This is a genomic window from Bradyrhizobium sp. CCBAU 51765, assembly GCF_015291725.1.
Lineage (GTDB): Bacteria > Pseudomonadota > Alphaproteobacteria > Rhizobiales > Xanthobacteraceae > Bradyrhizobium > Bradyrhizobium liaoningense.
Genome location: NZ_CP030038.1, coordinates 1,892,388 through 1,907,117, shown reverse-complemented (window position 1 = coordinate 1,907,117; position 14,730 = coordinate 1,892,388). Strand labels below are relative to the sequence as shown.

The window sequence follows — 14,730 nt, the reverse complement described above, 5'->3', positions numbered from 1 at the left end:
TTACGCGAGGGTGGTGCCGGGGCTGTCCGGATCAGAAGCCGTGCTCGATCCGCGAATAGACCATCTCGGTGAAGGTCGAGAGATGCGCGCCGATGAAGGAGCCCGAGACGGCAACGACCAGGAGAATGACGATGATCTTCGGAACGAAGGTCAGCGTCACCTCCTGGATCTGGGTCAGGGCCTGGATCAACGCAATGACGGTGCCGACCAGCATCGCGGCGCCGACGGCGGGCCCGGAGGCGACGATGATGGTCCAGATCGCGGCCTGGACGATATCGAGAGCGTCCCGCTCGTTCATGACTGGCTGATCGTGAGCCCGGGCCCGACGGCGACCTTCGTGCCGTCCGCGAGGGTCGCGATGGAGCCGTCGCTGTTGATGGAGACCGAAACGACCTTGCCGCTGAAACTGGCACCGGTCGAATCGGTGAAGCTGACCGTCTTCCCGATCAGCCCGTTGGCCTGCGACAAGGACTGCGAGGACAGCAGCGCGTCCAGCTTCGAATTCGTCTGCATCGCCTGCTCGACCGTCGAGAGCTGGGCGAACTGGCTCATATATTGCGAGGTATCCATCGGATTGGTCGGGTCCTGATTCTTCATCTCGGCGATGAGGAGCTGAAGAAACGTGTTGTAGTCCACGCTGTTGCTCGACGTCGGCGAGTTGGTGCTGTTCGAATTGGAACCATTTCCGGTCGTGTCGGTCGCGCTGGTGACGTTCATCTGGCCTCTCCGCTGTCAGGCAGCCTCGAATGGGGAAACGGTGGCGGCGCCGGCCAGGATGGCCTGCTCCACCGGGAACAGCGCCCGAATTCGCTTGAGCGCTTCGAAGTAGCGGGTCGCGCTTACCAGCTCGTCGACGACACCAAGTCCGTCCAGCATCTCGCGGCTCTCGCACACGGCAGACAGGGCCGCGTGATGTTGCGCGTAGAGCGCCGCGGCGTCGCGGACGTCGGTCGGGTTCATCAGCATGAGCTGGACGATGAAATAGAGCTGCCGTAGCGCCGTGGTGGCGTCGGAAGCCTGCATGATCTGCCCTTCGAGCAGGAACATCACGTCGTTGACGAGCTCGACGGAGACCTTGCGGTCCACGCGAAGCACCGCTCCGTTGATGTAGATCCGCTCGCCCGCCCGCAAGGAAATCTTCATTAGAGCGCGTCTCTGATCAGGCGGTTGATCTCGATGAGCTGCACCACGTCGTTCGACCTCTGCTCGCGAAGACGGTCGGCTTCCTTGACGACCCATAGGCCGATCGAGATGATCTCGGCGCGCAGCTTGTCCGGCAGCCCGTTTTCCGGGTGCGCGAGATCTTCGATGAAGATCGTCCACAGCCGCCGCACATAGAGCAGGCTCTCGACCAGGTCCTCGGCGCTGAAGCGACCCTTCTGGATCCGCTCGAGCCGGTCGATTCCGAGCGTGAGCGCCTGCCGTTCGCGGCTTCGCGCCTCATAGCCACTTTCGTCAACGACCGCTTCATAGGCTTCAAACGTCATCAGGACCACTCTTCACGGGAGACCGAACAGCTGGACGAAGGCTTCGAGCCGCAACAGGGCGCCCTCGGCTCAGAGATAATTGATGAGGCTGATCTTCTGCAGCTGCGAGGTGAGCGCCAGGGCGGTCTGGATCTGGGTCTGCAGGGTGTTGACACGGACCGAGGCTTCGGTCGGGTCGACCTTCTCCATACCGACGATCTGATTGTTCAGAATGTCCTGCTGCGTCTTGAGCTTGGCGGTTGCGGTGGTGACCCGCTGCTGGACCGTGCCGACGCTGCCGCCGAGCGCAGCGAGGTCATTGATGGCGTTGCCGACAAGGCCGATGGCCTTGTCCACGACAACCTGGAACGTCTCCTGGCTCAGGTTCACATTCCCGAGATCGGCCATCATGGTGTAGGCCTCCGCGAGCTTGCGGAAGCCGGCCTCGTTGGCGCTGACGGACGTATCGGCGATCTCGGTCGTCGAGATGCGGCTTTGCATGGTCTGGTCGGTGGCCGATGACCAGTTGGTATTCCAGGCCGGGCTCGCGAACTCGGCATCGAACGTGGTGTCGAGGAAGGTCTGCATCTGGGCCGGAGTAATGGTGCCCACAGCGGGCGAGGATTGCGCGAAGCCGAAGGTCGCGAGAAAATCCGCATCGACCTGGTTCTTGCTGGCCGAGCCCGCGGCGTACGGCGTGATCGGCGCGTTCTGCGTGTTGATGCCCGAGAACAGCGACGAGCCGTTATAGGAGACATTCAACGCGCCGATCAGGTCCTGGAGATTGGAGGCTGCAGGCGGCAGGATGACCCGCCCGCCGCCGTCCGTGCTGCGGGCCGCGATCAGATCCTTGAGGAAGTCGGTCGCGGTCTTGTTGAGCTGGGTGATGCGGTTCTGCGTCACGTCCAGGCGTCCCGCAACGAGCCCGTTGGTGTCGACGAGCTGGTCGGCAAAGCTCCAGTCCGCCCGCAGCGTGAGGTCGCTTCCGGTCGTGGCGCCGAGCTCGAGGCCGACATCGTAGAAGCGGCCGGTGGTTGCCTCCGTCGATGCCTTGCTCAGCGCAGTCTGGTTGTTCGTGATCGATGACCTCAAGGACGAGGACAGCATCAAGGTCGAGACGTAGTTCGCGCTCATCATGGCTTAGTTCCCCACGGCAGCCAGCAGGCTCTGCAGCATTTCATCGACTGTCGAAATGATCTTTGACGAAGCCGAATAGGTTCGCTCGACCTGGAGCATCAACGCCATCTCGTCGTCCATGTTGACGCCGTTGACGTTCGACAACGCCGTGATGCTGCGGTTGAGCAGTGTGTTCTGATACTCAGAGTTGTCGTTGGCGGTCTTGCGCTGGTTCTCGATCCAGCTCGTCGACGACGATGCGAAGTCGATCAGGTTGCCGCTCGGCTTGCCTTGCGTTGTCGGATCGAACGGCTGCGACGCATCCATGCCGTCGATGAGCTGCTGCAGCCGGGTCGAGTAGCCGCCGTTGGCCGCGGTGTTGTACTGGTAGGCGGGGTTGCCGCTGATCGCGCCGTCGCGCAGCAGGTTCGGGTTGCCGCCCTGGGCCGGATCGACCGATGCGGCGACCGAGATCGTGCCGGCAAGGCCCACCGAGACGGTGGCGCCCGCGGGCATGGCCGGCGCGCCGGGATAGGTGAACAGACCGGGGACGTCGGGCAGCGCCGCGGCGGTCTGATCGCTTTCCCTGAAAGTGTTGATCAGGCCGCGCGCGATTTCGTCGAGCTGGCTCTGATAGGTGACGGCGTCCTGGTCACGCAGCTGGGCGAGGCCCGCGAGCTTGCCCGACTTCAGCGGCATCACCGAATTGGCGCCGGTCACGGGGACGCCGTCAATGTAGACGGCATTGCCCGTGGTGCCGGCGGTGTAGGCATTCGTCGGCGCAAAGCTCACGGTCCGCGCCGTCTTGTCGAACAGCACGACGCCGCTGTCGGCGTAGAGCGCAGCGTCGCCGTTGGGACGGATCGACATCGTGACGCCGACCTCCTGCGACAGCTGCGAGACGATGTTGTCGCGCTGGTCGAGGTAATCGGTGATGTCGTCGCCGGAGATCGTGCCCTTCACGATCGCGGTGTTCACGGTCTCGAACTGGGAGAGCAGCTGGTTGATGTTCTGGACCGACGTCCTCATGTCGGCATCGGCGCCCTCGCGGACCGACTGCACGGTCCGGGTCGCCTGGTTCAGCGCGGTGGCCATGTCCTTGGCGGACGCGACCGCCGCCTGCGCCAGCGTGGTGTTGTCCGGGGCGTTGGCATATTTCTGCAGTGCCTGCTTCAGCGCATTGAGCTGCGCCGTCGGCGATTGATCCAGCTCGGGATCATCCACGGTCGATGCCGCGATCTTCTGGAGACCGTCATAGATCACGCTTTGCTTGGCGGACGCCGAGGTCGCGGTCAGGACGTTGGTGAACAGGCCGCCGCTCGCGGCGCGCTGGATCGCCGCGACATAGACGCCGGCACCTGGCAGATTGTCCAGCACGGCGATCTTGCGCGAATAGCCGGCAGCGCTGGCACCGGCGATGTTGCGCGAGATCGTCGAGGACTGAATGCCCGACGCCATGAGCGAAGCGCGAGCGGAGTCGAGAGCGGAGGTCAGGGACATGGGTTGCTCTTGCCCGGAATGGGCGCTGAAGAATTCAGCGCTTCAAGTTGACGACGACGTCGAGCAGGTCGGCACCGGTCTGGAACGATTTCGAGTTCGCAGTGAAGCCGCGTTGGGCCTCGATCATCCCGGTGAGTTCGTCCGCGAGGTCGACGTTGGAGGCTTCCAGGGCGCCGGACTGGATCGTGCCGAGCCCGCCGGTGCCGGCATTTCCCGCCTGCGCGTTGCCGGAATCCAGGTTGGTCGAATAGACGTTGCCCGGCTCGGGCGTCAGATTGTCGGGACTCGCGACGTCGGCAAGCATGATCGTGTAGAGCGTCAGCTGCTGCCCGTTCTTGAGGATCGCCGTCACGTGGCCCGCATCGTCGACGTCGACCTTGTCGATGGCCGAGGGAACGCTGCCATTGACGGTCGCCTTGAAGCTGAAGTCGGTTCCGACCTGCGTCATGTTCGACAGGTCCATGGTCAGCGCCGCGCCGCCAGGGACGGTCACGGTGAGACCGGTCGGGCTCGCCGCGTCCAGCGCGCCCCTGCCGGCCGCCGTGGTGTCGAAGACAAACGTGGTGGCGGCGCCGAGCGAGGTGCCCGTCGCGGAGTCATAGACCTGAATCTGCCAGCTATCCGAGCCGGCAGCCGTCGCCGTGTGGGACATATAGACGTCGAGCGTAACGGCCTGGCCGATATTGTTGTAGGCCACGATCGAGCTCTTCGATGAGTATGACGCCGGGCCGGGCGGACCGGCGATAACAGCCGCCTTCGGATCCAGATTTCCGGTCGTGAGCGTCGCCGCCGTCGACGGCACAGGCACCTGCGGAACCTGGGCAACGTTGACGATCTGCATGCCGGACAGGCTGTTCTGCGAGAAGTTGGTCACGAGACCGGGCTGCCCTAGAAGATAGTAGCCGGCCGCGTTGACCAGATTGCCCTGGGCGTCCGGCACGAACGAGCCGGCGCGCGTCAGATATTGCTGCGTGTTGTTGGCGTTCGAGACCACGAAAAAGCCGTTGCCCTGGACGGCGAGGTCCGTGGTCGACGTGGTGAACTGCGTGTGTCCCGCGTCGCTGATGGCGTAGCGGACCGTGGTCTCGACGGCGCCGGAATCGTAATTGCCGGAGCCGCTCTTCAGGATCAGCGAGGAGAATTCCGTGGAAGCCCGCTTGTAGCCGGTCGTGTTGACGTTGGCGATGTTGTCCGAGACCGTCGACAGCTTGTTGGACTGCGCAGACATACCGGAAACGCCGGTGCGCATAACACCATACAGGCTCATGAATTGGGCTCCTTTGGTAGGTTGCAGCTACAATGGGGGGTCTTGCTTGCGCGGGGCTGATGATTGGAAGCGATGCACAACTTCATGTTGTCATGTCGTTTTCGGCTGACAGAACGAGCGCGCTTTGTCGGTCCAGGCGCCGAACCCGCTCGAGACGAGATGAGCGACGATGTGACAGACATAGCGTTTCTGCGCCGGCTGGTTGTTGGGACCGGCATTGTAGCGCGCGACGGCCATGGTCCAGCTGCCTTCGCGCTGCTTCAGCTCCTTGAGGAAGCGCGCGGCGTAGTCGACGTTCCTGGCGGGATCGAACATCGCCCGTACCGAAGCGAACTTCTCGCCGTGATAATAATGGTTGATCTGCATGCAACCGAGGTCGATGAGCTTGATCCCCTTGCTGCGCATCGTCTCGAAATTCGCGATTGCGTCATCCATGTCCTTGGCGAACACGGTCTGGCCGTCGGCACCGAGGGCGTAAGGATGCAGCGCGCCGCGCCGACCGGTCTCGGTGAGGCCGACGGCGTAGAGAATGCCGAGCGGAATCCCGTGCTGCCGAGCCGCGCGCGCCATCTCGCGTTCGCAGGGGCGCGCAATGTCGGCGGCCGCCTGGGCAGCGCTCGCACTAGAGATAAACAGGGCCGCGACGATGATGCGGCGCCACGTCCTGATCATGACGCGTCTCCTGGTTGAACTGGCGCTCCTGCCGGGCCTGCTTCGCACCGCCGTCGGACTGCCCCGACGACGTGCCGGCGCCGCCGAACGTGCCTTGCGACTGCGACGAGGGCTGGTGCTGGCCCGAGAGCTGCGGCTGCGATTGGCCGGAGCCGCTCTGGAATCCGTCCAGCGAGCCGTGCTGGACTGGCGCGACGTCGGCGACGTAGCCCGCCGACTGCATGAGATCGCGGATCTGGTCGCGCTGCTGGTCGAGCATCTGGCTCGTGTCCTTGCGCTCGGCCGCAAGCTGGACGGACACTTCGGTGCCGACGAGACGCAGGCGCACGGTGACGTTGCCGAGCGCCGGCGGCTCGAGATTGACGGTCAGGATCTTGAGCGGCTGATCCGGCGCATTGGTCTGGGAAGCCGCAAGGTGCGAGGCAGCCGACGCCGCCGGTGCCGAAGACTCCTTGAGCTCGGCGACGACTGCATTGGCGACCTGTTGCGGAGCGTTGAACTGCGCCGGCGGCAGATGGGTCTCCTGCTGGACCACGGTGACCTTGGTCGTCTCGGGCAGTGCGGCGCGCGCCGAGGCCTTGGCGGCGCGCTCGACATTGGCCGTGACCGCCTCGAAGCCCGCTGATGCGGGCATTGCGCTCGAAGCCTCCGTGCCTTGCGTCGGTGCCGATTGAGCCGCGCCCATCGCTTGCGAAGCCGCAGCAAGCGCGCGCGCGGCGGCGGGAGCGACACCGGATGGGGCGGTGTCGACCGTCGACACCTTCGCCGCGCCCGTGCCGGGACCCTCGCGCTTCGTCGCGGAGGACCGCTCGTCGCGGGCGGGTCCGTCCTTGTCGGCGGACAGCAATTGCAGCTGCGTCTTCACGGCAGGCGCGGCAGCGATCTCCTGCCCGACCACCACGGCAATGCCCGATTGACCCTGGACGTCCGCCCCGGCCGCTTGATCCACCGGTCGTAGTTTCTCCAACGACCTGTCGGCCTTGTTGTCGGAGGACTCCTCTGTGGTCTCCGGTCCCTCGGATGCCGCGATGAGTTCGCGCACCGTCGCGTCCTTCGGCTTCCCCTGCTCGTTGGAATGAGCCAGACGCGTGCGCAGCGTTCCGGTCTTCGCGGTCGTGTCGCCGGCACCATCGCTCAGTGCCTGCTTCGCGAGGTTCGAGACGGTGTGGAGCAGATCGTTGAACGACGAGTTTGCCTGCGATTTGGTCCCGGCGCTCTTTGCGGATCGTGACATCCCGCGCACGTTGAGGCTCTCGGCGAGACCCGAGAAAAGCTGTCCGGAGGTTCCACTGAGCTTGGTCATGGACGGCGGTCCCTGGTAAGGAGTTCGAGCTCGGCGAGCTGCTTCTGCGCGCGCGCGAGCGTCACGGTCGACGAGGACAGATCGAGCCTCGCCGGCGTTGCCGGAGGCTTGTCGGCAGCCGCAACGGATCCGCCCGCGAACGGCTTGCGGACGTCGAGCGCGAGCTGCACCGTGGCATTCAGAAGGGGGACGTCGCGCTCGGGCAGCTTCGACCGGTCGAGCGCCTTCAGCTCGGCGAGACCGCCGTCATATTCGTCGGTGAGCACCCGCGAGGCGCCGCGGAAGAAATGGGCGCGCTCGCGATCCGCCGAGGCGTCGGCGCTGAGCGCCAGCGCCCGCTCACCGGCAAGCCGGGTCACGGCCAACCGTCCGCGTACCATCGCTGCGCGCGCGATCACGAGGTACAGCTTGAGGCGGCTCGCACGATCGATCTGCTCCAACAGGGCCGTGATCCGTGCAAAACGGCGCTCGTCGAGCGCCAGGCTCGACTGCGTCAGCCCCGCGGAGAATCGCTGCCAGAAGTCGCCGGCATAGATCGAGTTGCGGTAATGGCGGATATAGGCCAGCGTCAGGAACTCGAACTTCTCGAAATCCTCCGCCTGACCCACCAGCAGGATCTCGCGCCGCAGCGCCGCCTCCTCGACGAGCGTGCCGGGCAACAGCAGGCGCGCATCGTCCAGACGCTCGATCGCGAGCGATGCCTCGGCGCGCGCGAACAGCGCGCCCTGGACCAGCGCGACCTGTCCGCCAAGACCCGAGGGAATCGTCCGCGGCTTGATGTCCTTGAGCAACTCCCGCGCGTCGTCCTGACGACCCTCGACATAGGCGAGCGCACCATTGAACAGCCGCTCGTCGACGTTCATCCTGTCGCGCGGCAGCTTGCGGACGACCTGCGGCGCACCGCCGCTGAGCAGGTAGATGACCACGGCCTGGCTGTTCTGCGGATTGCTCCACACGGCGGGATCGGCCGCGAGAAACTTCTCGCCGATCTGCCGGATCAGCGCGATGTGGCTGCTGTGCGCAGCGGTGTCGCCGTTGGCAATGCCGTCCTGCACCGCCTGTAGCGCACGAACGAGCTCATAGGGCTCGCCGGACGGGGGCGCAGGCTGGGCAAGCGCGCTCGCCGCCGTGAACGGCAGCAGCAGCAGGGCGACGCGGCGCAGCAGCCTGATCAAGGGCGTTTCTCCCGGATCAGGATCTCGATCCGGCGGTTCTGTGCGGCCGCCGGATCGTTCGGAAGCTTCGGCCGCCGGTCGGCGTAGCCTTCGATATGCTCGATCCGCCGCGCATCGACGCCGGAGCGAACCAGCATGTAGTAGGCCATTTGCGCACGGGCGGTCGACAGCCGCCAGTTGTCGTAGGTTTCCGAACGATATGGCCGATTGTCGGTATGGCCGCGGACGATGATCGTGCCCTGGCGTTTCGTCAGCAGCGGCCCGATCTTGTCGATCACGCGGATCAGCTCGGGCCGCGGCTCGGCCGAGCCGACCGCAAACATGCCGAAGCTCGCATCGTCGGTCAGGCTGACCAGGAGACCTTCCTCGACCTGACGCACCTCGGCCGCCGGCCCCGCCCCCGCTTTGATATCCGACAGCGCGTCCGCGATCGCGGACTGAAGCTGCTTGAGGGTCGGCTGCTGCGTTTGCGCCGCATCGCGCGGTTCGGACTCCTTTGCCGTGTCGTTGGGACGCGCCTGGGGGGCAGCATTGGCTTGAACGCCAGACTGGGCGCTGCCGTCGCGGGAGGATTGCGTGGGTGCGGGGCCCGGCGGCAGCAGGGGCGACAGGCTTGCGGACGGACTGTCCGCGTTCGGAGCCACGCTTCCGCCGGCCTCTTCCGCCTTGGCACGGCGTGCCTGCGGCTCGCCCGGGTTTGGTCCGGCTGCACCTTCGCGCGCGGAGGCATTCGGCTTGGGCTCGCTCTCGATGAAACGATCGGCGTCCTTGGACGCTTGCGGCGCCAGCTTCCAATAGCCGGGATCGAAGGGATCGCGGTAGGCGTCGCCGCCCTTGAGGCCGTCCTCTTCGACGGACGTCAGAGCGCCGGCACGCCGCTGACCCGTGGACTGGTTCGCGCTGTTGGCGATCTCCGCGAGCGTCGCATAGGGATCGCGGAACAGGACCTTCTCCTCGTAGGAGGCCGGCTTCTCGGCGGTCGGAGAGTCACCGCGACGTTCTTCGTTCGGCCCGGCCGGCTGACGCTTGCCGTCCTGGCCTTCGAACGAGGACGGCTCCTTCTTGGAGAGGTCCTTGAGACCCTTTGGAGCAGGTGCGTTCTCCGCGAGCTTGATCGGATTGAAATAGCTCGCGACCACCTGCTTCTGGTCCTGGTTGAGCGCATTGAGCAGCCACATGACCAGGAAGAACGCCATCATCGCGGTCATGAAGTCCGCATAGGCGATCTTCCAGACGCCGCCGTGATGCGCCTCCTCGGCGAAGGCGCTGCGGCGGCGGACGATCACGATCTCGTGCTTGACCTCTTCCATGGCGGACTACCGGCGCGCTTCCTTGAGGCGTTCACTCCAGGCGGAGATCTGCGTCTCGATCACGGTCTGGTCGGCCACGACGCGGACCTCGAAGGTGTCGGCGGCCTCGTACGCGATGCCGGTTCGCCGGGAAGCCTCGAGCTGTGTCTTCACCAGGTCGAGCAGCTCGCTCGGGCCCGTGACCTTGAAGACCGGCACCGGTGAACCGCCGGTCAGCACCGCAATCTGCTCGACCAGTGACTCGATTGCCTTGTTGCGCACCGCCTCGGTGAGGAACGGCAGCAATATCCGCGCAACCGAGCTTGCGATGTTGCTCTCGATCTCCCGGCAGGCCGCCTCGAAGCCGCCGACGATCGCAACCGCCTGCTGGTCGGACCATTTGGCCCGCTCCTCTCCGAGCCGGATCGCGCTGCGGACGCGCTCCTCCGCCAACTTGGCCTCGCCCTCCGCGACGCCGGCGGCATGGCCTCGCCGATAGGCATCGTCCAGGAGGTTGGCAGGCGGAGCTTCCGTCGCGGGCGCCGGAGGCGGCGCCTGTAGCTGCGGTTGCGGCTGGAGCTGTGGTTGCGGTTGAGGTTGAGGTTCGCGCCGGGCTTCCTTCGACCTCGTCAGCACGTCCTGGATTTTCGGCGACGGAGGCGGCGACGACTTGACCCGGCCATTCGCGTCGAACTGCGTCAGGAGTTTTCCGATTGCCGCGTTCATGCCGCCTCCTCACGTCGCATCCAGTCTTTAAGGATCGCAGCGGCCTGCATCTGATCGAGCCGGACGATCTGCTCCAGCCGCTTCTGCGGCGTTCGCTGCATCTTGCCTTCGAGGTCTTCGACGAGGTTGAGCTCGGCCTCCTCGCCGTCGGGCAACGCAAGGGCCGCCGCAGCCTCGATTTGGGCGGCCTCAGCCGCCTCGGCCTGCTCCTGCTCCGCGCGATGGGTCAGAATGCCGTTGACCGCGGGCCGAAGCCCGAACCAGACCAGCATCGCAGCAACCGCCAGGATCGTCACTGCATTGATGACGCTGCCGAGCTGCTTGTTGATCATCTCGACGAAGCTGATCGGGGGCACCGGCGCCAGCTCACGCGAGCCCTCGATGAAGTCGACAGCCGTCACCTGAATCTGGTCGCCGCGCGTCTTGTCCAGTCCGCCCGCCGTCGCCGCGAGCTGACTGATCTCTGCAAGCTTGCTGTCGACGATGGCCTGGTTGCTCTTGTCGCCGAGATCGGCGACCAGCCGCGCACGGTTGACCAGGACGGCGATGAAGAGCTTCTTGACCGAATAGCCGTCGCTTACCGTCGTCGTGGTCTTGGACGAGACCTCGAAATTGGTGACGTCCTCGCGGCGGCTCTTGTCCTCGCTGGAGTTCTTGCCGCCACCGGCATTCACCTGCTGGTCGGGAAGATTCTGCTGCACCGTGGTCGGCGTCGAGCGGTCGGCGTTCTGCGACGATTCCTTCTCGCGCACGTTCCGGACCGAACGTTCGGCGCGGCTCTCGGGATCATAGACCGTCTCGTTGATCTGCCGCTTGTCGGTGGAGAGCTGCGGCGCAACGCTCACCTCGAAATTGTCGAGGCCGAGATACGGCGTCAGCGCCTTGCGGATATTCTCCTGCACCATGCCGCCGACCGTCTTCTGAAGGCTCGCCATCTTGGTCGGCGCGGCGCTCGCCTCGTCCTCTTCGGCAAGCAGCATCGATCCGTCGGCGTCCAGCACCGTCACCTTGTCGCGGCTCATGCCGGGGATGGCGGCGGCGACGAGATGACGGATCGACTGCGCCGTGCGCGCCTCGATCGCGCCGTCGGTGCGCAGCACGACCGAGGCCGATGGCGGCTGCTGTGTCGCGCGGAACGAGCCGCGGACCGGCAGCACGATATGCACCCGCGCCGCCTTCACGCCCTTCATCAGTTGCACCGTGCGCGCAATCTCGCCCTCCAGTGCGCGGAGCTTGGTGACCTCCTGCATGAACGACGTCAGGCCGAGCGAGCCGATCTTGTCGAACAGCTCGTAACCGGAGTTGGCGCTGGTCGGCAGCCCCTTCTCGGCAAGCAGCATCCGCGCCTGCATGGTCTGGCTCGGGCGCACCGAGACCGCATCGCCGGCGGAATTGACGTCGAAGGTGATGTTCTGCTCGCGCAGCGCCGCGCCTATGCGCGTCACATCTTCGCGGCTGAGGCCGGTATAGAGCGCTTCGAACTCGGGGCGGCTGAGATAATAGGTACCGCCGACGACGGTGACGAGAACGGCAAAGCCGATCAGTCCCAAGGCCATCAGGCGTCGCGGCCCAAGCTCCAGCAGATTGTTGAGCAGTTGCTGTACCTGCGCACGACTGAGCATATGACCTCGTACCGATGCGAACGTACAGGACACTCAGCTGCCAACCTTGTCTGAAGGTTGCGCGATGCCGCGAATGTGTCAGTTCGCTGGCGAGGCGTTGCAATTTTGCAGGAAGCCGGCACGACGCAATCCGTTCGGCGGCCGCAAGCCGGCGCTCGGGCGCGTGGCAGCGCTGTCGGCTGCGGCGTATTGCATGAAGTCTGGCGTCGGAAGGTCGGTGCCGGCGTGTCGTGTGCCGTCGCATCCGCCGATCATGGCGGGGACCGTGCTCCCTGAGGGAGCACGGTCGTTTCGAAAGCGCCGCTTAGCCGCGGAACAGCGACAGGATGCTCTGGCTGTTCTGGTTGGCGATCGAGAGCGCCTGAACGCCGAGCTGCTGCTGGGTCTGCAGAGCCTGGAGGCGGGTCGATTCCGCGTTCATGTCGGCGTCGACGAGCTGGCCGACACCGCGGTCAACCGAGTCCATCAGGGTCTTGACGAACTCCGAGTTGGTCGAGATGCGGTTCTTGACGGCACCGAGATCGGCAGCGGCCGAGGCCACCGAGTTGATCGCCGCGGTGACCTTGGCGATGTAGCCATCGAGCGTGGTCTGGTCGGCGGCCGAGTCGGTCAGCGCGGAGATGTTGATCGTGTCGACCGACGCGCTGCCGGCCACGGTGTCCAGAATGCCGGTCTGCGTGGTCGAGTAGAGCGTGTAGTTGGCGGTCGTCACCGTGATCGAGCCGATGGTGGGCGTGCCGCCGACGCGCGAGTAGGACGACACGAGGTTGAAGCTCGTCGGTGTGGTGCCGGTCGTCGTGCTCAGCCAGTTGATGCCGTTGAAGGTGGCCGAATTGGCCTTCAGCTTCATGTCCTGCTGGATCTGGGTGATGTCCGCCTGGATCTTGGTGCGGTCGATACCCGCGGTCTTGGCTTCGACCAGCAGCGCCTGGAGCTTGGTGAGGCCGGATTCCTTGTCGCCGATCACCGAGGTCAGAGCGGTATATTCGGTGTCGACGGTCGCGGCCGACAGGCCGAGCGAGTCGGAGACCGCCGAGAGCGCGGCGTTGTCCGAGCGCATCGAGGTTGCGATCGACCAGTAGGCGGCGTTGTCCGAGGCGGTAGCGACGCGCTGGCCGGTCGAGATCCGGTTCTGCGTGGTGGCGAGTTGTGCGCTGACAGACCGCAGGGTCTGGAGCGCGGTCATGGCGGAGGAGTTGGTGAGGAGACTAGAACCCATTTTGATGTCCCTTTGGAGATTGTCTTGAGTGAGGGGACATACCGGGCTTGCACCGGTACGGCAGAGCGGCGTCATGCCTTTGGGCTTCCCGCAAACACGGGTTCAAGGCCCAACCTGTCGTAACGGCGAGGTTAGCGAGCGAAGCTTGTGCGAGGCTTGTGGCGCTGTGCTCCAGCGGCAACAGGGAGCCGAAATGACGGCGTGCGCGTGGCGTCACGCCCCAACGAAAGGGCCGCGCTTCGCGAGAAGCGCGGCCCTCCTCTGATGACTTGAGTCTTAGCGGAACAGCGACAGGATGCTCTGGCTGCTGTTGTTGGCGATCGAAAGCGCCTGCACGCCGAGCTGTTGCTGGACCTGCAGGGCCGCCAGGCGGGTGGATTCCGCGTTCATGTCGGCGTCGACAAGTTGGCCGACACCGCGGTCAACCGAGTCCATCAGCGACTTCACGAAGTTTGTATTGGTCGAGATGCGGTTCTTGACGGCACCGAGATCGGCAGCGGCCGAGGCCACCGAGTTGATCGCTCCGGTGACCTTGGCGATGTAGCCATCGAGCGTGGTCTGGTCGGCGGCCGAGTCGGTCAGCGCGGAGATATTGATCGTGTCGACCGACGCGCTGCCGGCCACGGTGTCCAGAATGCCGGTCTGCGTGGTCGAGTAGAGCGTGTAGTTGGCCGTCGTCACCGTGATCGAGCCGATGGTGGGCGTGCCGCCGACGCGCGAGTAGGACGACACCAGGCTGAAGCTCGTGGGTGTGGTGCCGGTCGTGGTGCTCAGCCAGTTGATGCCGTTGAAGGTCGCCGAGTTGGCCTTCAGCTTCATGTCCTGCTGGATCTGGGTGATGTCCGCCTGGATCTTGGTGCGGTCGATACCTGCGGTCTTGGACTGGACCAGCAGCGCCTGGAGCTTGGTCAGACCCGAGTCCTTGTCGCCGATCACCGAGGTCAGAGCGGTGTATTCGGTGTCGACGGTCGCGGCCGACAGGCCGAGCGAGTCGGAGACCGCCGAGAGCGCGGCGTTGTCGGCGCGCATCGACGTCGCGATCGACCAATAGGCGGCGTTGTCCGAAGCGGTGGCCACGCGCTGGCCGGTGGAGATCCGGTTCTGCGTGGTGGAGAGTTGCGAACTCACAGACCGCAGGGTCTGGAGTGCGGTCATGGCAGTCGAGTTCGTAAGCAGGCTTGACATTGCGAATGTCCCTTTTTTGTACGCGATACATTTTCACGAGGGGACATACCGGGCTTTCACCGGTACGGAGGGACGGCATCATGCCTTTGGACTGATGTGGGTGGGGTCCAACCCGCCGTGCCGCATTGCTAGCACGCCGAATCTTGCCTTCAGATTAAGGTCGACTGGAATTCCGCTGTAAAATCATATG

15 protein-coding genes are annotated in these 14,730 nt (G+C 65.0%); all 15 read right to left on the bottom strand.

Features of this window, described 5'->3' with window-relative positions; all coding sequences use genetic code 11:
• Window positions 1-31 precede the first annotated feature (31 nt).
• A complete protein-coding gene (fliQ, locus tag XH96_RS08965) occupies window positions 32-298 on the bottom strand; it encodes a flagellar biosynthesis protein FliQ (protein ID WP_027572776.1) in 267 nt (88 codons plus the stop codon).
• Window positions 295-717, bottom strand: a complete 423-nt coding sequence (flgD, locus tag XH96_RS08960; protein WP_194392180.1) for a flagellar hook assembly protein FlgD — start codon at window positions 715-717, stop codon at window positions 295-297. The genes fliQ and flgD overlap by 4 nt, the downstream gene beginning before the upstream one ends.
• Before the next feature lie 15 nt (window positions 718-732).
• Window positions 733-1,143, bottom strand: a complete 411-nt coding sequence (flbT, locus tag XH96_RS08955; RefSeq protein WP_194392179.1) for a flagellar biosynthesis repressor FlbT — start codon at window positions 1,141-1,143, stop codon at window positions 733-735.
• Window positions 1,143-1,487: a flagellar biosynthesis regulator FlaF gene (flaF, locus tag XH96_RS08950; protein WP_194392178.1), complete on the bottom strand. Its 345-nt coding sequence runs from the start codon at window positions 1,485-1,487 to the stop codon at window positions 1,143-1,145. The genes flbT and flaF overlap by 1 nt, the downstream gene beginning before the upstream one ends.
• 69 nt (window positions 1,488-1,556) lie before the next feature.
• Entirely contained in the window at window positions 1,557-2,603 is a 1,047-nt protein-coding gene (locus XH96_RS08945; protein WP_194392177.1) for a flagellar hook-associated family protein, read from the bottom strand.
• Between the two features lie 3 nt (window positions 2,604-2,606).
• The gene (flgK, locus tag XH96_RS08940; protein ID WP_194392176.1) at window positions 2,607-4,082 is read right to left on the bottom strand and encodes a flagellar hook-associated protein FlgK; all 1,476 of its coding nucleotides are present in this window, start codon (window positions 4,080-4,082) and stop codon (window positions 2,607-2,609) included.
• A 34-nt stretch (window positions 4,083-4,116) separates the two neighbouring features.
• Window positions 4,117-5,349, bottom strand: coding sequence for a flagellar hook protein FlgE (locus XH96_RS08935; protein ID WP_194392175.1), 1,233 nt, complete (start codon window positions 5,347-5,349; stop codon window positions 4,117-4,119).
• 90 nt (window positions 5,350-5,439) lie between these two features.
• Complete coding sequence (locus XH96_RS08930; RefSeq protein ID WP_061877127.1) at window positions 5,440-6,021, bottom strand: transglycosylase SLT domain-containing protein; 582 nt, start codon at window positions 6,019-6,021, stop codon at window positions 5,440-5,442.
• Entirely contained in the window at window positions 5,972-7,324 is a 1,353-nt protein-coding gene (locus XH96_RS08925) for a flagellar hook-length control protein FliK (RefSeq protein WP_194392174.1), read from the bottom strand. The genes XH96_RS08930 and XH96_RS08925 overlap by 50 nt, the downstream gene beginning before the upstream one ends.
• Window positions 7,321-8,499 (bottom strand): chemotaxis protein, encoded by a 1,179-nt coding sequence (locus XH96_RS08920; RefSeq protein WP_194392173.1) that lies wholly within the window; start codon window positions 8,497-8,499, stop codon window positions 7,321-7,323. Before XH96_RS08920 ends, XH96_RS08925 begins: the two co-directional genes overlap by 4 nt.
• On the bottom strand, window positions 8,496-9,809 hold the full coding sequence (locus XH96_RS08915) for a MotB family protein (RefSeq protein ID WP_194392172.1): 1,314 nt from the start codon (window positions 9,807-9,809) through the stop codon (window positions 8,496-8,498). The genes XH96_RS08920 and XH96_RS08915 overlap by 4 nt, the downstream gene beginning before the upstream one ends.
• A gap of 6 nt (window positions 9,810-9,815) precedes the next feature.
• Entirely contained in the window at window positions 9,816-10,514 is a 699-nt protein-coding gene (locus XH96_RS08910; RefSeq protein WP_194392171.1) for a hypothetical protein, read from the bottom strand.
• Window positions 10,511-12,136 (bottom strand): flagellar basal-body MS-ring/collar protein FliF, encoded by a 1,626-nt coding sequence (gene fliF, locus XH96_RS08905; RefSeq protein WP_194392170.1) that lies wholly within the window; start codon window positions 12,134-12,136, stop codon window positions 10,511-10,513. Before fliF ends, XH96_RS08910 begins: the two co-directional genes overlap by 4 nt.
• Window positions 12,137-12,440: 304 nt before the next feature.
• A complete protein-coding gene (locus tag XH96_RS08900) occupies window positions 12,441-13,355 on the bottom strand; it encodes a flagellin (protein ID WP_194392169.1) in 915 nt (304 codons plus the stop codon).
• Window positions 13,356-13,631: 276 nt separating this feature from the next.
• Entirely contained in the window at window positions 13,632-14,540 is a 909-nt protein-coding gene (locus tag XH96_RS08895) for a flagellin (RefSeq protein ID WP_194392168.1), read from the bottom strand.
• Window positions 14,541-14,730 lie beyond the last annotated feature (190 nt).

Excerpts from the sequence above, each read along its gene's own strand:
- fliQ (WP_027572776.1), bottom strand. The coding sequence starts at position 298 with ATGAACGAGCGGGACGCTCTCGATATCGTCCAGGCCGCGATCTGGACC.
- flgD (WP_194392180.1), bottom strand. The coding sequence starts at position 717 with ATGAACGTCACCAGCGCGACCGACACGACCGGAAATGGTTCCAATTCG.
- flbT (WP_194392179.1), bottom strand. The coding sequence starts at position 1,143 with ATGAAGATTTCCTTGCGGGCGGGCGAGCGGATCTACATCAACGGAGCG.
- flaF (WP_194392178.1), bottom strand. The coding sequence starts at position 1,487 with ATGACGTTTGAAGCCTATGAAGCGGTCGTTGACGAAAGTGGCTATGAG.
- XH96_RS08945 (WP_194392177.1), bottom strand. The coding sequence starts at position 2,603 with ATGATGAGCGCGAACTACGTCTCGACCTTGATGCTGTCCTCGTCCTTG.
- flgK (WP_194392176.1), bottom strand. The coding sequence starts at position 4,082 with ATGTCCCTGACCTCCGCTCTCGACTCCGCTCGCGCTTCGCTCATGGCG.
- XH96_RS08935 (WP_194392175.1), bottom strand. The coding sequence starts at position 5,349 with ATGAGCCTGTATGGTGTTATGCGCACCGGCGTTTCCGGTATGTCTGCG.
- XH96_RS08930 (WP_061877127.1), bottom strand. The coding sequence starts at position 6,021 with ATGATCAGGACGTGGCGCCGCATCATCGTCGCGGCCCTGTTTATCTCT.
- XH96_RS08925 (WP_194392174.1), bottom strand. The coding sequence starts at position 7,324 with ATGACCAAGCTCAGTGGAACCTCCGGACAGCTTTTCTCGGGTCTCGCC.
- XH96_RS08915 (WP_194392172.1), bottom strand. The coding sequence starts at position 9,809 with ATGGAAGAGGTCAAGCACGAGATCGTGATCGTCCGCCGCCGCAGCGCC.
- XH96_RS08910 (WP_194392171.1), bottom strand. The coding sequence starts at position 10,514 with ATGAACGCGGCAATCGGAAAACTCCTGACGCAGTTCGACGCGAATGGC.
- fliF (WP_194392170.1), bottom strand. The coding sequence starts at position 12,136 with ATGCTCAGTCGTGCGCAGGTACAGCAACTGCTCAACAATCTGCTGGAG.
- XH96_RS08900 (WP_194392169.1), bottom strand. The coding sequence starts at position 13,355 with ATGGGTTCTAGTCTCCTCACCAACTCCTCCGCCATGACCGCGCTCCAG.
- XH96_RS08895 (WP_194392168.1), bottom strand. The coding sequence starts at position 14,540 with ATGTCAAGCCTGCTTACGAACTCGACTGCCATGACCGCACTCCAGACC.